Raw genomic sequence first — 22,839 nt, 5'->3', positions numbered from 1 at the left:
GCCGGAATGCTTCTCCTGGTTCATGCGGGGCTGGTGGGCTGACCGCGCTCAACTCACCGATCACAGGAGGCGTGCGTGAATCTCGTCGTCAACGGCGACGCGGAGAGCGGGTCCGGCGGAAGTGCCGACCCCGTCTCGAAGGTCCGCGGCTGGAAGGTCACCCAGGGAGCCCCGGCACTCATCGCCTACAGTCTCGGCGGCGGCTACCCGACCGCGTCGGACCCCGGCCCGGCCCACCGCGGCAGCCGCTTCTTCTCGGGCGGCAACAGCCCGCGTACCGCATTGATGCAGGACGTCGACCTGCCCAGGAGCGGTCCCACCGGACGCCGCGCCGTCGACGCGGGCAAGGTCCGCTACACGCTGGCCGGTTGGCTCGGCGGTTTCGCCGGGCAGGAAGACGGCGCGCGCCTGTCCGTGGAGTTCCGCGACGCCAAGGGCACCCCGATCGCCCTCAGCGTCCTCGGACCGGTCGGCGCGGCCGACCGGCAGAGCAAGACCGGACTCCTGGAACGCACGGCTGAGGCAGCCGTGCCGCCCACCTCCCGCTCGGCACGGGTCCTTCTCGTCTTCACCCGCAGCGGCAGCGGTACCTCCAACGACGGCTACGCGGATGCCCTTTCCCTCACCCTCAGCGCCACCGGAGGCCGCCGATGACCGTCAACCGACGTGACCTCCTGAAGTCCGCCGCGGCCGTCGGCGCGCTCAGCGTCGCCTGGCCGCTCGCCCCGGGCCTCACCCCGGCGCAGGCCCGCGAGGCCGCCGAGAACCTGGGGGCCGAGTACGACCACGCGCCCTTCACGCTCGGCGTCGCCTCCGGTGATCCGCAGCCGCACTCCGTGGTGCTGTGGACCAGACTTGCCCCCGAACCGCTCGCCGCCGAGCAGAGACTTCCCGACATCGTCGAGGTCGATTGGGTTGTCGCCAAGGACGCCGGGCTGCGTCGCGTCGTCGCCCGGGGCACGGCGCCCGCGTCGGCGACACTCGGCCACAGCGTGCACGTCCCGGTGAGCGGCCTGGCTCCGGGCCGGCACTACTGGTACGCCTTCAAGGCACTCGGAAAGACATCTCGCACGGGGCGTACGAAGACTGCGCCGCGCGGCCACGTCTCCAAGGTCACCTTCGCGGCCGCCAACTGCCAGGCGTTCCACGACGGTTTCTTCGCAGCTCATCGCGGCATCGCTCGCGAGAACGTCGACTTCGTCGTCCACCTCGGCGACTACATCTACGAGCACGGCCAGGTCGGCGGCGTACCCGAGGAGCATGTGCGGGACCACGACGGCCCGGAGATCCTCACGCTCGCCGACTACCGCAAGCGGCACGCCCTGTACAAGGGCGACAAGTCGCTGCGCGAGGCGCACGCGGCCCACCCGTGGTTCCTGACCTGGGACGACCACGAGGTCGTCAACGACTACAGCGGCACCGGCGGCGGGGCCCCGTTCATGCGGCGTCGCGCAGCCGCGTACCAGGCGTGGTTCGAGCACATGCCGCACCGTGACTCCTTCGGCGGGTCCGCGCTGCCCGACCCGGAGATCCACCGGGTGCGGCGCTGGGGCGACCTGTTGGAGCTGACCGTCCTGGACCTGCGCTCGTACCGCTCGGCGCAGAACCTGCCGGACGGCACCATCCTGGGCACCGAGCAGAAGACGTGGCTGAAGAGGACCGTCGACCGCGCCCCCGACGCCTGGCACATATGGGCCAACTCGATCATGCTGAGCCAGCTCCGAGGGCGTCCCGGCGGCTCGTACATGTTCACCGATCAGTGGGACGGCTTCCTCGCCGAGCGCAAGGAGGTCCTCGGGCACGTGCACGACAGCGGTCTGGAGGACCTGGTCGTCATCACGGGTGACTGGCACTCGGCGTTCGTCGATGACATCCACACCGACTTCGACGAGCCGGAATCCCCTTTGCTGGGAACGGAGTTCACCGCACACTCGGTGACCTCAGGTGCGTACTCCGCGGACTGGAACGCGGCCAACGGCCCCCTGATGGGCAAGGCCAATCCGCACCTGAAGTACTTCGAGGGCAACCGGTACGGCTACGACGTGTATGAGGTGACGCCGGAGCGGTTCAGCGCGCACATGCGGGTCGTGGGTGACCGCCGGGACCCGCGCTCGCCCGTCAGTACGCTGACGACGTTCCATGTGGACCGGGGCAAGGTGGGGTCCTACGAGGACGCGGAGACCAAGGGGTCGCCCGCACAGTACCGCCGGGCCTGACACAGGATTGCGACGCGCGACGCGCCCCGGCCCAGTGGTCGGGGCGTGGTGGCGTCGAGTCTGTGGCAGGCGGTGGTGGTCAGGCGAAGGGCCGGTGTCCGCCGGGCTCGGGCTCCTCTGGTCGGCACGGGTACGACAGCAGCTACGAGCGCTGCAACAGCAGGCGAGTGCGAGTCCAAGGGTGGGCCCCTCCTGGACTCGCACTCGTCTGCGCGCTGGGGGACGGCTACCGAGTCGCTCCGCTCCATGCCCAGTTCAACGTCATCACAGGGCGGAGAGAGGAACCCCTTCCTGAAGATCCGTCACTTGCAGTAAGGAACCGGGCCGTTGGCCTTCACGTAGCGAGCGGTGACCCATCCCTTGGGTGTCTTGACCTGGTACCAGGTGCGGTTGCCGCCGACGGGCTGACCGACCTTGCGGCAGATCAGGTCGATGGTCTGACCGCTGCGGTAGGCCCCAGTGATGCGCGAACTGGAGCTCGGCTGCTGGCGTACGTGCACGCCGGTCTTGGAGATGACCTTGCCCTTCACCGTCTTCGGCGCTGCGAGGACAGTGAGCTTGGCCTTCGCCGTCCACTTTCCGCAGCCGACTCCCCCGACCACGACCTGGTGCGGACCAGGGGCGGCATTCGCCTTCACCCCTGCTGGGCCCGCGTACACCGGCGGGTTGCCCTTCTTGGCCAGCGCCGCCGTCTTGACGAAGGCGTCGGACCGCGCCCACACCGAACGGCACGTTTTCGGAGCGCCCACGACCTTCACCGTGACCGTGGCCTTCTGCTTGGCCATCGTCGGAGTGACCGTGACCCGCGGTGCTGCGGCCGTATGGGGAGCCTGCACGGTGGGAGCATCTGCATGCGCGAGACCGGTCATTGCCACGGAGGCGACGGCTACGGCCACACACCCGCTGACGGCATTGCGAACCAGCATTTCCATCTCCTTGAAGCGGTGAGCCCCGAGCGGAGTCCGGGACCCTGCACTGTCGAGGAAATGTAGGTCGCCCACCGGACAAATCGCGTGACCCGCCCCCCGACGCGCGCTCCGTCACCGAATTGCAGGAACAAATGATCAGCCGATGGACCTGCTGAGCAAAGGCCGAGGTCGGCGCTGTCGCGCATGTGGGGGGCTACGGCTACTCGCCGCCGACCTCGCGACTGCATTGGTCACAGACCTCTGCGTTCACGCAAGCCGCAGCAATGACGGCCCGCGCGGCCTCACATCCGGGATCGCAGAACGTCGACCTCACACCCCGGCAAGAAGGGGTCGAAGCCGTGCTCGATCAGCCAGCGAACTGCCAGCAGGCTTCGCAACGACCACCACGCGTGGATCACGTCGAGGTCGACGTCGGCGCCGTAACCGGCGATGACGTCGTCGAGGTGCTCCTCGTGTCCGAGCGTGAAGGTGGCGAGGTCGTACAGGGCATCCCCCTGGCCCGCCTCGGACCAGTCGATGATGCCGGTGACCTCGTCGCCGTCGACGAAGACGTGCGCGATCTGCAGGTCGCCGTGTGTGAACGCCGGCGTCCACGGCCGGAGCGCGGCCTCGGCGACCTGGCGGTTGCGGGTGACCAGATCAACGGGCAAGACGCCGTTGGTCACGAGCAACTCGCACTCGTCGTCCAGTTCCGCCGCCAGCGCCCCGATGCTCCGGCCGGCCCGGCCCCGCCGGGGTGGCAGGGGCGCGTCGTGCAGCTTCCGGACAGCGGCGCCCGCTGCGGCCCACGCCGCCGACGCCCCGGTCGACGGCCCGCCGAGGCGCCCCAGCGTCGTCCCGGGGAGTGCGGCGATCGCCAGCACGGGCGGGTTGCGCCACAGGACTTCCGGGGTCGGGACCGGCGCGAGCGACATCGCCTCGACCTCGGCGTCGACGCGCGCCTGATCGGCGTCCACCTTCAAGAACACGTCACCGACGCGCAGAGTCGCGCGCTCGGAATGGGCGACGACGACTTTGACCTCATCCATGGGCGACCAGTATCCCGGGGATGATCGCCGACGTCTCCAGGTTTATTGCGTGCGACGACGCGATTGACCGCCCCTCGCTACCCGACGGCCTCGCGCACGACACCGACCTCTGCCCAGGTCAGGCCCACCACGTTTGTTAGGAGTCCTAGCACTCCAACCATGGTTGTGGACCTTGGGCCGTTGCCAGGGACCCCTCAGGCCGCCGTCAGCGCCGCCAGGGCGCGGTCCATTGCGGCGTTGAACTCTTCCGGCCTCAACGGCAGCCGGGACTTGACGTCCCGACTCCACTGGTCGGCGAGGACCTCGGCGGAGCCCGCCTCGACGCCCTCGAGCGCCGCGTCGGCCAGGTCCGACGGCGCGATCTTGTCCACGGGCCAGCCCGCGGCCATGTCGGTGTCGGCCAGGCCGAGGTGCACCGCTGTTACGAGGGTGCCCTGCTCGGCGAGCTCCAGGCGGACGCCGTTGGTCATGGCCCAAGCGGCGGCCTTGGTCAGGTGATAGGCATTGGCGCCCTTGCCCCCGAACCACGACATGGCGGAGAGGACGTTGACGATCGCGCCCCCACCGTTCCTGGCGAGCGCCGGCGCGAACTCCCGGATCATTCCCAGGTGGCCGAACACGTTGGTCTCCAGCTCGTACCGCACTGCCTCCAGCGACCCGGTCACCAGATCGGTCCCCGTCTGGATCCCCGCGTTGTTGATGAGCAGCGAGACGTCCGGGGCGGCCTCGGCGGCGGCCCTCACGGATGCGGGATCGGCGATGTCGAGGGGCAGCACCTCGACCCCGGGCAGGTCCACGGCCTCCGGCCGGCGGGCCGTCGCGTAGACCTTGCGGGCGCCCCGTTCGATCAGGCGCTGGGCGAAGGCGCGGCCCAGGCCGCGGTTGGCTCCGGTGACAAGGGCAACTGAGTTGTTGATGTCCATGACCAGTACGCTAAAACCTGACGTTAACGTCAGAGGCAAGTGCTGGTCCTCAGGGCCGGGGCGAGAGGAATCACCATGACCGTCACCGAGGCCGCGACCGAGCGGCTGATCCGCATCGGCGAAGTGGCACGGGGTGCCGGCGTCTCGGTACGCGCCGTGCGCTACTACGAGCAGCAGGGGCTGCTCATCGCGGAGCGCAGCCCATCCGGCCAGCGCCTCTACCAGCAGGACGCCATCGCCCTGGTCCGCTTCTTCCAGCAGATGTTCGCCGCCGGCCTGACCAGCCGAAGGATCACGGAACTCCTTCCGTGCTGGGACTCCGGGCACACCGACGCCGAGCAACGAGCCATGCTGCGCGCCGAGCGCGACCGCGTCCAAGCCAAGATCGACGACCTGCAGGTTGCCCTGGCTCGTCTCGACCAGGTCATCGCGATCACGGACACGCATCCGTAGGCGCGGTCGGCCGGACGTCGCACCAGCGATCCACGGCTGGCGCATGAGCCGGGCGCGTACGTGGGACGAGTTCTGCGCGACCACCAGGGGCCCTGTCCTCGACGCGAAGACAGCGTCGGCACTTCGCGGGAGTTGTCCCCCAGCCTGCCAGGGGACGACACCACGCCAGCATTTCAAAACGCCTGCCTCCTCCCGGCGGCGGCTACGGTTCCTGATGTGACTGATCGTCAGAACAGCATGCCGGACCGTCGACGGGGTGGTTATCTCCGGGCCGCCGGGGCCTTCGCCGTGTGCATGGCCGGCACCACGCTTCCCACTCCGCTCTACGGCCTGTACCAGAACGAGCTCGGCTTCTCCGAGTTGATCGTGACGGTCGTCTTCGCCGTCTACGCCTTGGGGGTGATCGGTGTCCTGCTGCTCGCGGGCAACGTCTCGGACACCGTCGGCCGCAGACCGGTCCTGCTCTGCGGCCTTGGGCTCTCCGCGCTCAGTGCTGCGTGCTTCCTGGCCGAGGGCGGCCTGCCGCTCCTTTACCTCGGACGGCTGCTGTCGGGGCTGTCCGCCGGACTGTTCACCGGCGCGGCGACCGCGTATGTGATGGAGTGCGCCCCTCCCGGCAAGGAGGGGCGGGCCGCTTTCGCGTCGACCGCGGCCAACATGGGAGGCCTCGGCTGCGGCCCGCTGCTCGCGGGGCTGCTCGCCGAATACGCGCCGATGCCGCTGTCCTTGCCGTTCGTGACGCATCTCGTCCTGGTGGCAGTCGCGTTCGCCATGATCTGGTCACTGTCCGAGACGGTGCGCGACCCGCGGCCCCTGCGCACGGCACGCCCCCAGGGACCCAGCCTGCCGCCGGAGGTCCGGCCGGTCTTCGTACCCGCCGCACTCGCGGCGTTCGTCGGCTTCTCCCTGCTGGGGGTGTTCACCTCGGTGTCCCCCGCCTTCCTCACCCGGACGCTCGACGTCACGAACCTCGCCCTCATCGGCCTGATCGTCTTCCTGGCGTTCTTCGCATCCACCATCGGCCAACTCCTGGTCAGCAGGCTCGGCGTGGCAAGGGCGCTGCCGCTCGGTTGCCTGGCGCTGATCGCCGGTCTGGGCCTGCTGGCCGGGGCGTTGGCCTGGGAGAAGCTTCCGTTGGTGGTGCTCAGTGCGCTGGTGGGCGGTGCGGGTCAGGGACTTGCCCTGCGGGCCGCGGTGTCAGCCGTCGCGGACGCCGCTCCCCAAGCGCACCGGGCAGGCGTCATCTCGTCGCTTTTCGTGGTCGCGTACACGGGCATCTCCATCCCCGTCATCGGCATCGGCGTGCTCTCCGAGCCACTGGGTCTGGAAGAGGCCGGGCTTGTCTTCATCGGTGTCATGGTGCTGCTGGCCGCTGCCGCCGGCGCCTACCTGGTGCGGCGCCCGGCAGTGGGCGTACGCGACGGAAGAGCGTGACTGATCTTCGGTACCGGCCCGGACCTGCCCACCTATCGGCCATGGACAGCCTGGTCTTCGTGGTCGGTGGACTCGGAGACCTTGCGCCAGGTGTGCAGTTCGGCGACCTGGGTCTCGAGCTTGGCCCGGGTAAATCCGTAGGCGTCGGAGCCAAGGACCAGCCGCAGCGGCGGCTGAGCGAGCTCGGTGAGGTTCACGATCGCCTCGGCACCCTTGACCGGGTCACCCGGTTGCGCGTGGTTCACGTCCTGGGCATGGGAGCGGGTGGCGCCGGCGGTGGCGGCGTAATCGTCGATGACGTTGTTCTCCGTGCTCAGGCTGGAGGTGTCGAGGAAGTCGGTACGGAAGTATCCGGGCTCGATGAGGGTCACTTTGATGCCGAGCGGAGCAAGTTCGTGGGACATCGCCTCGGTGAAGCCCTCCATGGCGAACTTGGTCGAGTTGTACAGGCCCCAGCCCGGGATGCCGACCACTCCGGCGACAGAGCTGACGTTGACTATGTGCCCGGAGCGCTGCTTGCGCAGCTGCGGAAGGATGGCGCGCTGGACGTTGAGCGCACCGAACACGTTGACATCGAAGGCCGCACGCACCGCTTGGTCGGAGACCTCTTCGACCGCGCCGAGCAGGCCACGGCCAGCGTTGTTGACGACGACGTCGATCCGGCCGAAGCACTCGGTGGCCGCGTCGACCGCCCTCGTGACCTCCGCTGCATCGGTCACATCGACGTCCAGCGCGAGCAGGTTCTGGCTTGCCTCGGGCAGCAGGGCGACGATGCGGTCGGAGCGGCGGGCGGTGGCGACCACCTTGTGGCCGCGAGCCAGCGCCTCGCGGACAATCGCCAGGCCGAAGCCGCGGGAGGCACCGGTAACGAACCACACATCGGAGCCAACAGGAGCGTTGTCGCTGCCGGGGGTGTTGTGCGAGGTGGCGGGAAGGCTGCTCATGAGGGGGCTTCTCCTGAGGGGAGTTGAGGTGTTCAGCGCCGGCGTTCCCGGCGCTGACCTCAATGTTTCGCCAACCCGGCCACCCCACCCAGCCCTCCGGTCAGCCTACGTCTGCCAGAAGCACCTTCGCTCTGCCAGAAACACCTCGGCCTGCCGGGACTGTGTGCCGGCTCCCGGACGGCTGGTAGCCATCCAGCGGTCCGGCCGTCACCGGCCACCGGCCACCGATCACCGCTCTCGGGACACCGGTGGATTTGCCGATGGCAGCCCTTCACGGTCCGTCGAGACTGCGGTCTCAACCCATTGGGACACGCATTCACGGAGGCAACCCGTGCGCATGCTTGCTCGGTTATTCCGGCGGTCCGTCACCGCCACCGCGCTGGGGGCGCTGCTCTGCGGCGCCCTCCTCGTCGCCCCGCTGGCCCTCCCGGCCGCGGCCTCCCCCGCCACGACCGCGAGCCCAACAGTCACCGTCCCGCCCGTCGGCAGTCATGGCTTCCCGTTCCTCGCCGCGGCGGAGGACCTCGCCTCGTTCGGCTACACCGAGAGCGAGTACTTCTTCTCTGGCACCGCCACGTCGTACGCCAAGTCCGGCCTGTGGACCTCGGACGGCCGGTGGAACGTCCGTGCGTCCGGCACCGCCGCCTACAAGAGCCGTCTGCTGGTGCGCCGCCCCGCCGATCCCGCGAAGTTCAACGGCACCGTGGTGGTGGAGTGGCTCAACGTCAGCGGCCAGCTCGACCTCTCCCCGGACTACTGGTTCGAGCGGGACGAGCTGCTGCGCGAGGGCTATGCCTGGGTCGGCGTCTCGGCGCAGGCCGTCGGGGTCAACGGCGGACGGGGTGAGATCAAGGGTCTGAAAGGCTGGGACCCGGCCCGGTACTCCGGCCTGGTCCACCCCGGTGACGCCTTCGCCTACGACATCTTCTCCCAGGCGGGCCAGGCGCTGCGCACCCCGAACGGGCCGGACCCGCTCGGCGGGCTCCCGGTCCGGACCCTGCTCGCCGACGGCGAGTCACAGTCAGCGGGCTTCATGACGACGTATGTCAACGCCGTCCAGCCGGTGGCCAAGGTCTACGACGGCTTCATGGTGCACAGCAACAGCGCGATCCCAGCGCCGATCAGCGGTGTGCTCGCCGACACCCTGCTGATGCCCAACCCCTCCCGGATCAGGACCGACCTGACGGTGCCGACGTTCGTAGTGCTGACCGAGACCGACGTGCCGGGCGCCGCGACCGCCCGGCAGCCGGACACCAGCAGCGTCGTGCACTGGGAACTGGCCGGCACCGCGCACGGCGACCAGTGGGCCTTCGACCTCGGCAGCGCGACCGTGCAGAAGTCGGCGGGCTCGGCCGCGCCGTCGCCGGACTGCGCCGCTGGTTCGGCTCCCTTCAATGACGGGCCCGGCCACTGGGCGATGAACGCGGCGCTGCGTCACCTGGCCGTCTGGGCGCGGGACGGTGCGCGGCCGCCAAGTGGTCAGCCGATGAGCACCGTTCTGCGTGACCCGGCCACCGGCCTGGCCACCGGCGGTGTCCGCCTGCCGGATGTCACGGTGCCCACCCGTACGCTCACCGGTGCGCGCGACACCACCGGCAGCGGCGTCTTCTGCGGCCTGTACGGAGCCCGCGACCCGTGGAACGGCGACGCCGACGCCTGGGACCGGCACGACGAGGGCGACCCCTCCGATCCGTCCCTCCCGGCCACCGCGGAGCCGGTGCTCAGTCGGCTCTACCCGACCCACGCCGCCTACGTGGGCAAGGTGCGCAGGGCCGCGCAGACGGCCGTCGACGCCGGATACCTGTTGCCGGAGGACGCGACCGCGATCATCGCCGCCGCGCAGGACTCGGAAATCGGCGGCTGACCCACGGTCGTCCGGCCGCTGCCCCGCGCCCCGGCACCACTGCGGCGCGGGCCCGCAGGTTGGTCATCCACTGGCGGGCCGCGCCCTCGCCGGGGAAGGTGGAGGGAATCCACGAGTGCCGGTCGGAGCCCACAGGGTGATGCCGACGCAGCGCCGCACGGCCCGGCAGGCGCTGGTCATCAGCCTGTACCAGTCGGCCTGTTGGGCGCGTTTCGCCGCGGCGGAGGGCAGGGCCATGCGGAGGTCGTGCTCGGCCAGGGCGACGTCGACGCCGAGATCGGCGAAGCGCTGGATGTGCTGCTGCATCCCTCGAGGGGCGACATGACGGTCCTTCCGGAAGCGATCCGCAAATTATCGGGAGACAGCCCAGCTAGGGAGTTGCGGGCAGACGAAAGGGGTGTCAACGGCCTTAACAGAACGGGCCGTTGACACCCCCCGAAGGCCGACCTTCGCTATGCGAGTCGTGGCTGCGCCGTACTTGCGCGGATCACCAACTCCGTGGCCAGCTCCACCCGCGGCGAGGCCGGCTCCACGGAGCGGGCCAGGTCGAGCACCGCACGGGCCGCCAACTTGCCCATGTCGGACAAGGGTTGACGCACCGTCGTGAGGGGCGGGGACGACCAGCACACCTCCGGCAGGTCATCGAAGCCGACGACGCTCACGTCCTCCGGCACGCGCAGGCCGCGCCGGCGCAGCGCCTCGATCGCGCCGAGTGCCATCTGGTCACTGGCGGCGAAGATCGCGGTGGGCGGTACGTCCAGGTCCAGCAGCCGGTTAGCGCCGGTGAACCCCGACTCGTGGTAGAAGTCCCCGGGCACGATCAGCTCGCCGTCGAGCGGCGCGCCGGCCGCATCGAGCGCGGCACGGTAGCCGTCGAGGCGGGCCCGGGAGCACAGCAGCCGGGGCGGGCCCTCGATGAACCCGATCCGGCGGTGGCCGAGCCCGAGCAGATGCTCCGTGGCGGCCATGCCGCCCGCCCAGTTGGTGGCGCCGACGGTGGGCGCATCGGTGGCAGGTGATCCTGCCGGGTCGATCACCACCAACGGCACGCCCAGGCGCCGCAGTTCGTCGTGGAGCCCGGGTTCGAGCGCCGAGGTCACCAGGATCACACCGTCCGAGGCGCGGGCCCGCAGGTTGGTCATCCACTGGCGGGCCGCGCCCGCCCGGCCGTGGATCGCGGAGACCACGGTGCCCACGCCCTGCTCGTGCGCGACCTCCTCCACACCACGGATGATCTCCACAGCCCAGGGGCTGTCGAGGTCGTTGAAGACCAGGTCGAGCAGGGCCGCCCGGGCCCCGGGTGCCACCGGGCGGCGACGGTAGCCGTGCCGGTACAGGAGGTCCTCGACGCGGGCCCGGGTGGCGGGCGAGACATCGGAGCGCCCGTTGACGACACGCGAGACGGTCGGCACGGACACTCCGGCCTCCCGTGCGATCTCGCTGATCGTCACCTTGACCGCCCCGTCCGGGCTCCCCGTGCCTGTATCGCGCTGGGCGCGTTTCCCGGCCACAGTCCCCACCTCCGTAGCTGTGCACCCGAAAGTCTCCGAGCGCCTTCCGGAAACCGTAGAACATTCCGTCGGCGGCCGGCCGGTCACCCCCGTCACCGAGGATGAGCCGGTGCAGTTCCGGCTGTGCGTGCATGCGCCGGAGGTCCTCGCAGGCGTACTTCGACCCGGTGGACGGCGTGCCGGCCGCGGTGCGGGCCGCTCCCCCGCTGATGACGGTGCATCAGCTGGCGAGTGAAATGGCCTCCTCCGCAGCCGAGTTGGCTCCCGCATACGGCCGCGGGGAGAGGGTGCCGCAGCCCGGCCCGGAGATCGCCACGAAACTCGCGGCCCGCCGGAGCACGACCCCGCCGGCGAGCTGAGCACGACTGCGTCCCGGGCGGGGCTTCCGGTACGGCGCGGCGTGCGCCAACTTGCCCGCTCACCGGAGCGGTCCTCGCGGCACTGAACAGCGCGGCGCGCTGATACCGGCCGGGGCCCGGCAACTCAAAGAAGGCGACCTTGGTTCTGCTGCTCAACACCGACATCAGCCATGACGGCCAGGAGCCGTCCTCGCTGGTCGCCCGAGCGATCACTGAGATCGTCACCCCAACAACGTCTACGACCGCCCGGTTCCCCCGCGCTAGACGCTCCGGTTGCCGGCGGTTTCGATCGGTATCGGCACGCCATGCTCAGCACTGGGTCACGTCCAGCACCTCGCCCAGGGCGAGGTGCTGGACATCGAGACGATCACCGCCGATGCCGGGGTCAAGGGCCATTCTTTAGGTGGGACAAGCTCCGCGCGGCCATCAGGCGCCCTCGGCCTGTCCGGCCCGCCAAGCCGTTCGCTACGGAAGGCTGTGCACCTTCGGGCCAACGGAGTTGGACCAGGCGTTGCCCGCCGTCGCGTCCCAGTTCGTGGACCACGTCATGGCGCCGCGCAGCCCCGGGTAGGTCTTGGACGGCTTGAAGGCGCCGCAGCCGGTGCCGCGGGTCAGGCAGTCCAGGGCGTTGTTCACGACCGACGGGGCCACATAGCCGCTGCCCGCGCCGCGCGTCGATGCCGGGACGCCGATCCCGACCTGCGAGGGATCGAGACCGCCCTCCAGCTGGATGCAGGCGAGCGCGGTCAGGAAGTCCACGCTGCCCTGGCTGTAGACCTTGCCGTCACAGCCGAGCATCGAACCGCTGTTGTAGTACTGCATGTTGACGACCGTGAGAATGTCCTTCACGTTCAGCGCCGTCTGGAAATACCCGCCGGACGTGGACTGCATGTCGATGGTCTGCGGCGCCATCGTGAGCACCAGCTTCGAGCCCGCCTTCGCCGCCAGCTGGCGCAACGCCTTTGTCATGTAGGTGGGGTTGAGGCCGTTCTCCAGGTCGATGTCGACGCCGTCGAATCCGTACTCCTGCATCAGCGCGTAGGCGCTGTTGGCGAATGCCGTCGCGGAGGCGTCGCTGTTGACCGAGATGGTGCCCTTCTCGCCACCGATCGAGAGGATCACGGACTTGCCCGCGGCGTGCTTGGCCGCGATGTCCGCCTTGAAGTCGGCGGTGGAGGAGTAGCCGACGGCCGGGTCGAGGTTGAAGGTGATCTGCCCCGGCGTGGTGGTGGCGTCGGCGAAGGAGACGGCGATGATGTCGTACTGCGATGACACATCACGCAGCTTCTGCACGGTGGCACCGTTGTCGAAGTTCTGCCAGTAGCCGGTCAGCGCGTGCTTGGGTACGGTGCCGCCGTCTCCGCCGCCGCCCTTGGTGGTCCGTGCGGACACCGCCGTCGACTTCGCCGACTCCCCCGCCGCGTTCGAGGCGCTGACCTGGAAGCTGTAGGTGGTCTCCGGGGTGAGACCGGTGACGGTCGTGGAGGCGCCGCTGGTCGAGGCGACCTTCGTGCCGTCGCGGTAAATGGTGTAGCCGGTGGCCGTGGACACCGGGGTCCAGGACAGGTCCACCGACGTGGACGTCGTCGTGCCCGCCTTGAGGCCGGCCGGCACGGCGGGTATCTCCACCGGGTCGGTGCCGCCGCCCCCGTCGGGTCCAAGAACGCTTATGTCGTCCGCGTAGTACGCACTCTGCCCGTACCAGCCGTGCGTGTAGACGGTGACCGACGTGGTGTTCGCGCCGGTGGTGAAACTGGTGGAGAGCTGCTGCCAGGACGAGGCGCCCGGCGTCCAGGTCGACACGTCGGTGGTGCCGGTGCCCCGGGCACCGAGGTAGACATAACTTCCCTGCACCCAACTGCTCAGCTTGTACGTGGAGTTGGGCTTCACCTTGACGATCTGAGAACACTCGGCGCTGCTCTGGCCCGCCGGGGTGGCCTTGAGCGCCTTCGTGCCGCCGTGCACGGGGGAGGTGACGGCGACACCGCTGTTCTCGGTGCATGTCCAGTTGCTCAGGTCCGACTCGAACCCTGCGTTCTTGGCAACGTTGACGTCTGCCGCCTCGGCGTCCGCCGACTGCGCGGGCGCGGCGAGACCGGTGACGGCGAGCGCGGCGGCCGCACCGACGGCGAGCGCCGCGCCGATTCTCTGTCGAACACCGGATCTGCCCTTACGTACACGGTCCACGGAATGCCTCCAGGGAGAAGCGAAGGACGAAGGTGAGAGCCGGTGGCCACCGCTACTGTGCGCAAAGCTGGTCCAGACCAATCAAGTTGTCAAGACCTCTGGCGAGGCGATCCCAAAAGAAGCACCAGAGCCCCTTGGCAATCCGCTGGCCACTCCCCCGGGGACGCCCAATCCCCGGACGCCGTGATCTACGTACTCCACAATGGCGGACAATCCGTCGCCGCCGCGGCGGCCGCCCGTCCAGCACGCCTCGGGCGGAACACCCGCCTGAACAGCCGAGCGGGTGAACGAGAAAAGAGGAAGACGTGAGTGAGAGCCAGTACCCGTCAGACATGCCGGGCAGGCTGAACACCGCAGTCGCGCACAACGCACGCGTGTGGAACTACTGGATCGGCGGGAAGGACAACTACGAGGTCGACCAGCAAGTCGGCGACCAGGTCGCCACGATGTTCCCGGTGATCCGGGACGTGGCCCGCGCCGACCGCCAGTTCCTCGGCCGCGCGGTCCAATTCCTGACGGCCGACTGTGCCGTACGGCAGTTCCTGGACATCGGCACCGGCCTGCCGACCCTCGACAACACCCACGAGATCGCCCAGCGGATCGCACCGGAATCCCGGATCGTCTACGTCGACAACGACCCCATCGTGCTGGTCCACGCGCGCAGCCTGCTGACCGGTACCGCCCAGGGAGCCACCGACTACATCGACACCGACGTCCGCGACCCGGCCGGTGTCATGGAGGGCGCATCGGCAACCCTCGACCTCGACCAACCCGTCGCGGTCATGATGCTGGGCATCCTCAACTTCGTCCTCGACACGGACGAGGCACGGGACATCGTGCGCCGGGTCATGGCCGCGGTCCCCTCCGGCAGCTATCTAGCCCTGACACACCCCACCACCGACACCGACCTGGGTGGCGAGGGCAACGTCGAGGCCATGACGTTCTGGAACGAGAACGCCACCCCGCCGATCACCGCGCGCAGCCGCGCGGAGATCAGCTCCTTCTTCGACGGCCTGGACCTTGTCACCCCCGGCCTGGTGTCGTGCTCGCAATGGCGACCCGAGCCCAACTCTGCTTCCGTGCTGCCCCAGTTCGGTGCACTTGCACGCAAACCCTGACCCACGGCCGGACGCCTTGGCCCCGAAGCTTCCTTCGGCCGGTTCGCCTTCTCCTTCACCTTGAACCGAACGAGTTGAGGGGGCGGGATTTACGTGGGCGCCGGTTTTGCGTGGCGGCGAGTTTGCGTGGCGGCGAGTTTTGCGTGGCGGTGCGACCTCCTTCAAGGCCTGCATCCCCTCCTCTGCCAAGATGACCACCATGGCCCCGTCTCCGCCCCGCCCTGTCCGTACCCCGCCCACCAGTAGTGATGTGGCACGGGCCGCCGGAGTCTCCCGGGCCACGGTCTCCTACGTCCTCAACAACACCGAGGGCGGACGAGTCGGCGAGGCGACGCGCGAACGGGTACGGGAGGCGGCCCGGCAGCTCGGGTACGTGCCGCACGCCTCAGCACGGGCCCTGCGGTCCGGGCGCAGCGGGATCGTCCTGCTGACCGCACCGGCGGTGACGGTGGGGCAGCTGTTCGCACGGGCGTTCTCCGAGCTGCAGCAGGCCCTGTCGGACCTGGGTCACACGGCCGTGCTGTACGGCCCGACCGGGACCCGGGGTGCGGCGGCCGGCCGCAGTTGGGCCGAGCTGCGGCCCGACGCCGTGCTGTCACTGATGGACGACAGCCTGGACGAGGACGCCGTGGCCGTACTGCACCAGGCGGGCGTCGAGGTCGTACTCGGCTTCGGCCCTGCGCCGGTCCCGGGCGCGCACGCCCTGGTCACCGACGAGGAGCAGGTCGGCTTCCACGCGGCGACCCATCTGTTGGCGACCGGCCGCAGAACCCTCGGCGTGATCATGCCCGCCGATTCCTCGCTGCGCGGCTTCGCCGAACCCCGGCTGACCGGTGTCGAACGGGCCGTGCGGGCCCATGGCGCGGGCACCGTCGTGCGGCATGACCTCGCGCTCGACGAGGAAGCGGCGCAGGGATGGGCCCGGCAGTGCACAGCGGACGGGGCCGACGGCCTGTTCGCGTACAACGACGAGTACGCGGCGCTGGCCGTGCGCGCACTGCAGGACACCGGCGTGCATGTACCGGAGGACATCGCGGTCGTGGGCGCGGACGATCTGCTGATCGGCAGGCTGCTGCGCCCCCGGCTCACGACGATCCGTCTCGACTACATGCCCTCGCGCGAGATCGCCGAGCTGCTCGACCGGCTGATCGGCGCCCCACAAACGCCGCCGGAGACCCACGACATGCTCCGCGCGCGACTCGTCGTACGCGAATCCGCCTGACTCCCGGCAAGCCTCGCGCTGCCTGCTGCCTGCTGCCTGCTGCCTGCTGCCTGCTGCCTGCTGCCTGCTGCCTGCTGCCTGCTGCCTTCAACTTCTCAACACCGTTCTCGTGCGCGAGCCATCCACGCCTTAAGTAACGAAACCATCGCGGGCAGCACGACACCTTCCCACGCTTACACGTGTCATCTACGCTCCTGCGGAACGCGTGCCCCCAGACGCGTCCCGTTCTCTTAGGCATCGCCTTCCAAGGGGCCCTCATGAGTCATTCACTTCCTGCAGACGCGCCCGCAACCGTCGTGGCCGATCACGCGGGCGCGCACGTCGGCGAGCCCGTCGTCGCCTCGCGGCTGCGCCTGCTCCAGGTCACGCTGCCGGTCGCCAACGTCGCCCTCTATCTGCTTTGGTTCGGCGTGGGCAGCTTTCTGCTCCCTCTCCAGGTCGCGCGAATCACCGGCACGAACGACACCGCCGCCCTGTCCACGGCCAGCACCATCGGCGCGGTCCTCGCGACCGTCGGCAACCCGGTCTTCGGCCAGCTCTCCGACCGCACCCGCTCCCGGCTCGGCCGCCGTGCCCCCTGGATCCTGCTCTGCGCCTTCCTGGGAGCCCTGGCCCTGGTGGCGCAGGCCCACGCCGCCGGCATCGCCATGCTCGGACTGAGCTGGGGTGTCGTGCAGTTCATCATGAACGGCTATCAGGCGGCCCTGACCGCCACGATGCCCGACCGGGTGCCGACTGCCAAGTACGGCACCTTCTCCGCCCTGGTGGGCCTCGGCGTACCGCTCGGCACGATCGTCGCGGCACTGGTGATCGGCGGTGTGCCGGGTGTGAAGTTCGGCCTGGACGGAGTGATCGGCGGCTTCGGCGGCCGGTTCGCCGGGGAGAACGGGTACTACCTGATCGCGGCGGCCGTCGTCGCAGCCGCCGTCATCTTCGTGGTCGTGTCGCCGGACCGGGACGCGCGCACCCTGCCCCGCAAGCGCTTCTCCTTCAGGTCGTTCCTCGCCAACTTCTGGGTCCGCCCCAGGAGTCACCCTGACTTCGGCTGGGCGTTCCTGTCGCGCCTCGGCGTCATGCTCGGCTATTTCATCGTCCTCACGTACAACATGTTCCTGCTCGCCGAGCACATCAAGATCCCGCCGCAGGACCTGTTGCCGACGGTCGGTTTCCTGATGATCGTCAACGCCCTGTGCACGGTGGTCGCGTCCGTCCTGGCGGGGCCGATCGCCGACCGGATCGGCAGGGTCAAGCCCTTCGTGCTCACCTCCGGGATCGCCGCCGCGCTCGCGCTGACCCTGCCGATGCTGTGGCCCACGGAGAGCGGCATGCTCGCGTACAACATCGTCGGCGGGCTGGCCTTCGGGGTGTACATGGCCGTCGACATGGCCCTGATCACCAAGGTGCTGCCGCGCAGCGAGGACGCGGGCAAGGACATGGGCGTCATCAACATCGCCAATGCCGGCCCGCAGATCCTGGCCCCCTCCATCGCCGGCTGGATCGTCGCCGTCGGTGGCTACGAGGCCCTGTTCCCGATCGCCGCACTCTTCTCGCTCATCGGCGCGCTGGGCGTGCTGCGCGTCCGCGGTGTCCGGTGAACCGTCGACCGTCCAGCACAACACCGCCTGCTGTCCCCGAGCTTGCCCCCTCCGCCACCGCCTTCTGAGGAACTCACCGTGAACCGATGCAAGACACTCGGCGCCCTTGCCGCCACCAGCGCCATGCTGTTCGCCTGCACCCAGGCGCAGGCCGCCCACGGCCGGCCGGGATCCGCACATGACCGGCCCGCGCTCACCGGCCTGCGCGTCCTGCTCAGCAATGACGACTCCATGCAGATGGCCCGCCCCAACGCCTCCGACGGCAAGGGCCTGTACGAGGTTCGCCGCGCGCTGTGCGCGGCCGGCGCGGACGTCGTCGTCATGGCTCCCTGGGCCAACCAGAGCGGCGCGGGCACCAGCGCCACGAGCGGTGGCCGGCTGACCGTCCAGCGCCGGACCGCACTGCCCGCCGGGTACGCGGACGACTGCTCGGGAGCGCGCAGTGGCGGCGCGGTGTACGGGGTCTGCAAGGGCGCGGCGACCTGCGGGCAGTCCACGCCGAGCGCGACACCCGCGGACACCGTGCGCCTTGGCATCAACGGCGGCCTTGCCGCCAAGGTGGGCTGGAAGGACGGCCCGGACCTGGTCGTCACCGGGAGCAACTTCGGCCCGAACGTCGCTTCGGTCGTCAATGAGTCGGGCACGCTCGGAGCCGCGCTCGCCGCCATCGACGAGGGCGTACCCGCCGTCGCCCTCAACAGCGCGTACGACCCCGCCGTCACCGACTCGTTCGAGGTCGCGGACCACACCTACCGCAGGACCGCCGCATTCGGGGCCGAGTTCATCGCCGGTCTGCGCGAACGCGACCTGCTCACAGCGACGTACGTCGTCAACGTGAACTATCCGCACCGTGCGGAACGGCAGCGTCCGCGGGGGACGGCCTGGACGTCCGTCGGCACGCAGAAGATCGTCAACTCTCACTACACGGCCACGGGCGACACGTTCACCATCGGCTCGGAGCTGTGCGTGCCGCGCTCACCGGACTGCCGCCCCGAGACCAAGCCCCGAGCGGACTTCGCGCTGCTCCAGCAGGGCTACGTCACCGTGACACCGATCAGCCCGGACCGTACGCACACCGGCCGGGCGACCCGGGGTCTGGAACGCTTCGTGCGCGGCGGGCGCTGAGGGCCGGGGTAGGAGCCGAGCGGCCCATTCCGCGGCTCCCACCCCCACCACCACGAGCCGGGGTCCGAGCGCTCGGGGGGCGCCCGGACCCCGGCACGACATCAGGGCCTCCACACCACGGGTTCGATGCGTGCGATGCGGTGCCTAGGACCTGATGTCAGAGATGAGCTCAGATCCAGCCGTCCAGGGACTTCAGGAACGCCTGCGGGTCGTCGCGGTGAATGCAGTGCCCCGCCCGCGGCACCCGGCACACCTCGAAGCCGCGTTCCTCGAGCTGTGCCATGCCGCGCGAGTCGATGCACAGGCTGGGGTCGGCGAGCTGCACCAGTGACGGCACCACGGCCGACTCCGGCAGGTAGGCCTGCTCGAAGTACTCCATGGAGGACAGGAACTCGGGGTCGAACAGCGCGAAGCCCGCCAGCTCCGCCTCCACATCCTCCTGCGACCAGCGCGGGTTCATGGCACGGACGCTCTCGGCGGTCGCGGAGGCGACCATGTGGCGCATGCCCGCCGTCGCCCCGGCCGGCACGTTGCGCAGCAGGAAACCGGGATCGGAGTACACGGCACGCTTGGGCCGCAGCCGGGAGGCCGCCAGTGCCAGGGACAGGCCGCCCAACGAGTGCCCGATCGCCACGTCCGCGTCGGTCGGCAGGTTCTCCACCAAGTCCTCGGCGAGGAGCTCCGGTCGGTACTCACCGCGCGGGCTGTGACCATGGCCGCGCAGATCAGGTGCCACGACCCGGTATCCGAGGCCGATGAGGTGCTCCTCGACCGCATGCCAGGTGCGGTGATCGGACATGCCGCCGTGGATCAGCAGCGCGACCTTGTCACCAGCAAGACCGCCGTCATGGGGACCGCTGTCATGGGGACCGCTGTCATGAATGTTCAGCTTCATCGATGGAAGCCCTTCCACAGAGATGATTACACGTGTAAGCATTCATATGGCACAGGGCACCCAGCAGGCAAGAGACCCTCGTCAGCAATACCCCCCCTTCGCGGCCGATCGCCTCCCACGCGGGTGAGCGGGGAGGCGTCCCAACTGGAGGCCAGGCCCCCGGCGGGCTGCGTGTGCCAGAAGAGTGCCGAGCCGAGCATGTCGCGGTCGGCGGGAGTCACCTCCTGGGTCGTGGTGGTGGCCGGCGACATCCTGCTCGGCATCATGCTGGTCGCGATGCCGGCCTTCGCCCATCCCTGGACCAAACGCGTCACCGGCAACGACACCGTCGCCGTGGGGCGCTTCGGCACGGCCGGCTACATAGCCTCCGGCGCGACCGGACAGGTCATCGGCAAGAAGAGCCGCTCCACGGAGGAGATGGACCTCCCCGAGGGCCTGGGCTTCCCGCGCGACTCGATGGTGGCGACGGCCCTGTCCATGGTCCTCATTTACATGATCATGGCCGTTGTCTTCCTGGCCAAGGTCGGCAAGGCGGAAGCGTTCCAGGCGTACTCGTCGGGCAAGGGAGACCCCGGCTCGACCTGCATCGGCAACTACCTGATGTCCTCGCTCGGTCAGGGCCTCCAGTTCGGCATCGCCGTCGCCGTCATCCTCTTCGGCGCCCGCACGATCCTTGGTGAACTCGTGCCCGCCTTCCAGGGAATCGCTCAGAAGGTCGTGCCCGGCGCCATCCCCGCCCTGGACGCGCCCATCGTCTTCCCGTACGCGCAGAACGCGGTCCTCGTCGGTTTCATCTGCTCCTTCACCGGCGGCCTGGTGCCCCTGGGGCTACTGGCCGGGGTCATCAACCCGGTGTTCGGCACGGCCCTCGTCCTGCCGGGCCTGGTCCCGCACTTCTTCACCGGTGGCGCGGCGGGCGTCTTCGGCAATGCGACGGGCGGCCGCCGCGGCGCCGCCGTCGGCACCTTCCTCAACGGGGTCCTGATCACGCTCTTGCCGGCATTCCTGCTCGGGGTGCTCGGTTCGTTCGGCTCGGCCAACACGACGTTCGGGGACGCCGACTTCGGCTGGTTCGGCTTGATCATCGGCAACGCGGCGAAGGCGGGCTCGGTGGCCGGCATCGTCCTCATGCTCCTGATCGGCGTCGCCGTCCTCGTCGCCGCGATCGCCTGGCAGAAGAAGGTCGTCGACACCGGCTGGGACCCGGGAGCCGCGCGCGACAAGCTCCTGCCTGCGCAGGCGCGGGAGACCCTCGAAGCCCAGGAGACCTCGGCCCCGACCACGGCCCGGGAGTACGCGAAGATCGCCCCATCAGCGGACGCACCGAAGCCGCCTCGGCTGGAGGACTTGTAGGAGCCTGCGGGACGGTCCCACCGCACCTGGTCGCGGGCAGCCTGCCGGTACTCGGTACGGTCGCGTCCCTCCAGCGAGCGGGCGCATCAGACGCGGCGGTCGTTGCGCCCGCCCCGAGTACGCAGCTCGCCGTCTATGCGGCGGGGGTGAGTTCGGCGCGGCCGAACAGCAGGGCGTATCCGGTGGGGAGCTGGCCCAAGATGCGGGTGATGAGGTCGGGGCCGGCCTGGGCGGCGACGGCGGAGAAGACGGATCCGGTGTCCCAGCGAGTGGTGGCCAGGGAGCTACCGGCGCGGGCGGCAAGGTCCTTGACGAAGGCCCAGCCGGTCATGGGATGGGGGTCGGGGATCTGAGCGGTGAGCACACAGGCGGCCTCCAACGGCAGACGTGCGGCGAGATCGACGCGTTCATCGCCTGTCAGCTGGCGCCCCAGCCCCCCGAGGACCAAGCGGACAGCTTCGTCGGCCCGCTCGCGGGTGGGGTAGGCGCCTTCGTAGCGGACCCTCTCCAGCATCTGCTCATACGCCGTTCCGTACGGCTGCCGGTGCCCAAACGGTACGCGTACGTCGGAGATCACTGCGGTGCTTTCCTTTCGTGGGGCCAGGGTGGACGGGGCGGCACCGGGCGTGCGGCACCCCCCGTCCTGGTCAGGTGGGTTGGGGACGGCCGAAGAGGAGGTCGTAGCCGACGGGCAGCTGGAGCAGGATCTGCCCCAGCAGGTCGTCGCCGGCTGCGTCGGCGACGGTGGACAGCACGGCGCTGACATCCCAGGCCGCGGTCCGCTCGGTGGCACCCTCGATCCAGGCGGCGGTCGCCCGCACGAACCGCTCAGGAGGCAGAGGTTCGGCGCTCTGCAGCGGGTTGAGCAGGATCAGGGCGAAGCCCTCCGGCAGGCGCGCCGCGAGTTGGGCGCGGACGTCGCCGACCAGATGCGCGCCGAGCAGGGCGAGCACCACACGGGCCGCGCGCTCGGCCTCCTCCGCCGTGCCGTATGTGCCGCGTTCCTTCACGTGATCGAGGAACGCTTCGCGTCGCAGAGTCATCTCGGCCGTCACCTCTTCCTCTTCGGACTGCCCAGGGGGTGCGGAGGGCGGGGTGAAGGGGAGTTCAGATGCCCGTCCTCCGCACGCGTCCGGCCGGTGTCAGCCGGAGATCTCCTTGTGGCCGGAACCGACGCCGACGGAGATCTTGCGGGGCTTGGCGCGCTCGGCGATCGGGATGCGCAGGGTGAGCACGCCCGCGTCGTAGTCGGCATGGATGTGCTCGGTGTCGAGGGTGTCGGCGAGGACGATCTGGCGGGAGAAGACGCCCACCGGCCGCTCGGACAGCTCCATCTGCACGTCATCGGGCTTCGCCGAAGCCCGGCGCTCGGCCTTGACGGTGAGCATGTTCCGCTCGACGTCGATGTCCAGCGCGTCGGGGCTGACGCCGGGAAGGTCGAAGGCCACCACGTACTCGTCGCCCTCGCGGTAGGCGTCCATCGGCATCACCGACGGGCGGGGGGACGTTCCCGGGCCCAGCAGCTGCTGTGCCATCCGGTCGAGCTCGCGGAAGGGGTCAGTGCGCATCAACATGTGAGAACACCTCCAGCAGGTTCAGGCAGTTGCTGCCAATGCGCTGCACTGACACTGTTGTAACATGTCATCCAATGGATGACAAACATGATGTCGTCGAAGTGATGAC

Annotated in this window: 21 protein-coding genes and 2 pseudogenes; 12 read left to right on the top strand and 11 right to left on the bottom strand. The window is 69.6% G+C overall.

The features are described 5' to 3' along the window. The first annotated feature begins 75 nt into the window (after positions 1–75). Positions 76–654, top strand: a complete 579-nt coding sequence (locus AB0E78_RS22845; RefSeq protein WP_361835335.1) for a phosphoesterase — start codon at positions 76–78, stop codon at positions 652–654. Beyond that, complete coding sequence (locus AB0E78_RS22840) at positions 651–2,216, top strand: alkaline phosphatase D family protein (RefSeq protein WP_361835332.1); 1,566 nt, start codon at positions 651–653, stop codon at positions 2,214–2,216. Before AB0E78_RS22845 ends, AB0E78_RS22840 begins: the two co-directional genes overlap by 4 nt. A gap of 302 nt (positions 2,217–2,518) precedes the next feature. On the opposite strand, the gene AB0E78_RS22835 is transcribed toward AB0E78_RS22840, so the two are convergent. The 3 genes from AB0E78_RS22835 to AB0E78_RS22825 form a co-directional block, all read right to left on the bottom strand. Beyond that, positions 2,519–3,142, bottom strand: a complete 624-nt coding sequence (locus tag AB0E78_RS22835) for an SH3 domain-containing protein (RefSeq protein ID WP_361835329.1) — start codon at positions 3,140–3,142, stop codon at positions 2,519–2,521. Positions 3,143–3,426: 284 nt separating this feature from the next. Then, positions 3,427–4,173, bottom strand: coding sequence for a phosphotransferase (locus AB0E78_RS22830; protein ID WP_361835327.1), 747 nt, complete (start codon positions 4,171–4,173; stop codon positions 3,427–3,429). Positions 4,174–4,367: 194 nt separating this feature from the next. Next, entirely contained in the window at positions 4,368–5,096 is a 729-nt protein-coding gene (locus AB0E78_RS22825; protein ID WP_361835325.1) for an SDR family oxidoreductase, read from the bottom strand. 75 nt (positions 5,097–5,171) lie between these two features. On the opposite strand from AB0E78_RS22825, the gene AB0E78_RS22820 reads away from it, so the two are divergent. After that, entirely contained in the window at positions 5,172–5,549 is a 378-nt protein-coding gene (locus tag AB0E78_RS22820; RefSeq protein ID WP_361835323.1) for a MerR family transcriptional regulator, read from the top strand. 237 nt (positions 5,550–5,786) lie between these two features. Then, positions 5,787–6,983: an MFS transporter gene (locus AB0E78_RS22815; protein ID WP_361835891.1), complete on the top strand. Its 1,197-nt coding sequence runs from the start codon at positions 5,787–5,789 to the stop codon at positions 6,981–6,983. A gap of 32 nt (positions 6,984–7,015) precedes the next feature. On the opposite strand, the gene AB0E78_RS22810 is transcribed toward AB0E78_RS22815, so the two are convergent. After that, a complete protein-coding gene (locus AB0E78_RS22810) occupies positions 7,016–7,927 on the bottom strand; it encodes an oxidoreductase (RefSeq protein ID WP_361835321.1) in 912 nt (303 codons plus the stop codon). 337 nt (positions 7,928–8,264) lie between these two features. On the opposite strand from AB0E78_RS22810, the gene AB0E78_RS22805 reads away from it, so the two are divergent. Further along, a complete protein-coding gene (locus AB0E78_RS22805) occupies positions 8,265–9,791 on the top strand; it encodes an alpha/beta hydrolase domain-containing protein (protein WP_361835889.1) in 1,527 nt (508 codons plus the stop codon). Positions 9,792–9,854: 63 nt separating this feature from the next. Here AB0E78_RS22805 and AB0E78_RS22800 read toward each other — a convergent pair whose 3' ends face one another. Together AB0E78_RS22800 and AB0E78_RS22795 are read right to left on the bottom strand one after the other, a co-directional pair. Continuing rightward, on the bottom strand, positions 9,855–10,097 hold the full coding sequence (locus tag AB0E78_RS22800) for an endo-1,4-beta-xylanase (RefSeq protein WP_361835317.1): 243 nt from the start codon (positions 10,095–10,097) through the stop codon (positions 9,855–9,857). 146 nt (positions 10,098–10,243) lie between these two features. Then, positions 10,244–11,302, bottom strand: coding sequence for a LacI family DNA-binding transcriptional regulator (locus AB0E78_RS22795; protein WP_361835315.1), 1,059 nt, complete (start codon positions 11,300–11,302; stop codon positions 10,244–10,246). 131 nt (positions 11,303–11,433) lie between these two features. On the opposite strand from AB0E78_RS22795, the gene AB0E78_RS22790 reads away from it, so the two are divergent. Both AB0E78_RS22790 and AB0E78_RS22785 read left to right on the top strand, forming a co-directional pair. Continuing rightward, on the top strand, positions 11,434–11,661 hold the full coding sequence (locus AB0E78_RS22790) for a hypothetical protein (RefSeq protein ID WP_361835312.1): 228 nt from the start codon (positions 11,434–11,436) through the stop codon (positions 11,659–11,661). Between the two features lie 124 nt (positions 11,662–11,785). Next, positions 11,786–11,925, top strand: a pseudogene (locus AB0E78_RS22785) (serine hydrolase); the annotation flags it as partial. A gap of 201 nt (positions 11,926–12,126) precedes the next feature. Here the strand turns inward: AB0E78_RS22785 and AB0E78_RS22780 are convergent. Beyond that, the gene (locus AB0E78_RS22780) at positions 12,127–13,848 is read right to left on the bottom strand and encodes a glycoside hydrolase family 18 protein (protein ID WP_361835309.1); all 1,722 of its coding nucleotides are present in this window, start codon (positions 13,846–13,848) and stop codon (positions 12,127–12,129) included. Between the two features lie 305 nt (positions 13,849–14,153). Here AB0E78_RS22780 and AB0E78_RS22775 point away from each other — a divergent pair, with 305 nt between their 5' ends. The 4 genes from AB0E78_RS22775 to AB0E78_RS22760 all read left to right on the top strand — a co-directional run bounded on the left by AB0E78_RS22775 (position 14,154) and on the right by AB0E78_RS22760 (position 18,908). Next, a complete protein-coding gene (locus AB0E78_RS22775) occupies positions 14,154–14,966 on the top strand; it encodes an SAM-dependent methyltransferase (protein WP_361835306.1) in 813 nt (270 codons plus the stop codon). A gap of 199 nt (positions 14,967–15,165) precedes the next feature. Beyond that, positions 15,166–16,188 (top strand): LacI family DNA-binding transcriptional regulator, encoded by a 1,023-nt coding sequence (locus AB0E78_RS22770; protein ID WP_361835304.1) that lies wholly within the window; start codon positions 15,166–15,168, stop codon positions 16,186–16,188. A gap of 257 nt (positions 16,189–16,445) precedes the next feature. Then, a complete protein-coding gene (locus tag AB0E78_RS22765; protein ID WP_361835302.1) occupies positions 16,446–17,783 on the top strand; it encodes an MFS transporter in 1,338 nt (445 codons plus the stop codon). A gap of 78 nt (positions 17,784–17,861) precedes the next feature. Beyond that, positions 17,862–18,908: a 5'/3'-nucleotidase SurE gene (locus AB0E78_RS22760; protein ID WP_361835299.1), complete on the top strand. Its 1,047-nt coding sequence runs from the start codon at positions 17,862–17,864 to the stop codon at positions 18,906–18,908. Between the two features lie 169 nt (positions 18,909–19,077). Here the strand turns inward: AB0E78_RS22760 and AB0E78_RS22755 are convergent, their stop codons facing one another. Next, positions 19,078–19,803: an alpha/beta hydrolase gene (locus AB0E78_RS22755; RefSeq protein ID WP_361835297.1), complete on the bottom strand. Its 726-nt coding sequence runs from the start codon at positions 19,801–19,803 to the stop codon at positions 19,078–19,080. 207 nt (positions 19,804–20,010) lie between these two features. Between AB0E78_RS22755 and AB0E78_RS22750 the strand changes: the two are divergent. Continuing rightward, positions 20,011–21,156: pseudogene (locus AB0E78_RS22750) on the top strand (PTS ascorbate transporter subunit IIC); the annotation flags it as partial. Between the two features lie 133 nt (positions 21,157–21,289). On the opposite strand, the gene AB0E78_RS22745 reads toward AB0E78_RS22750, so the two are convergent. The 3 genes from AB0E78_RS22745 to AB0E78_RS22735 all read right to left on the bottom strand — a co-directional run bounded on the left by AB0E78_RS22745 (position 21,290) and on the right by AB0E78_RS22735 (position 22,730). Further along, on the bottom strand, positions 21,290–21,733 hold the full coding sequence (locus AB0E78_RS22745; RefSeq protein ID WP_361835295.1) for a DUF2267 domain-containing protein: 444 nt from the start codon (positions 21,731–21,733) through the stop codon (positions 21,290–21,292). A gap of 70 nt (positions 21,734–21,803) precedes the next feature. Continuing rightward, a complete protein-coding gene (locus tag AB0E78_RS22740) occupies positions 21,804–22,199 on the bottom strand; it encodes a DUF2267 domain-containing protein (RefSeq protein ID WP_361835294.1) in 396 nt (131 codons plus the stop codon). A 99-nt stretch (positions 22,200–22,298) separates the two neighbouring features. Continuing rightward, on the bottom strand, positions 22,299–22,730 hold the full coding sequence (locus tag AB0E78_RS22735; RefSeq protein WP_361835292.1) for an Hsp20/alpha crystallin family protein: 432 nt from the start codon (positions 22,728–22,730) through the stop codon (positions 22,299–22,301). Positions 22,731–22,839: the final 109 nt, after the last annotated feature.

The organism is Streptomyces sp. NPDC032198, from assembly GCF_040636975.1.
Classification (GTDB): Bacteria; Actinomycetota; Actinomycetes; order Streptomycetales; family Streptomycetaceae; genus Streptomyces.
The sequence above is the reverse complement of the archived record's forward strand: the minus strand, read 5'-3'. Positions and strand labels throughout refer to the sequence as shown.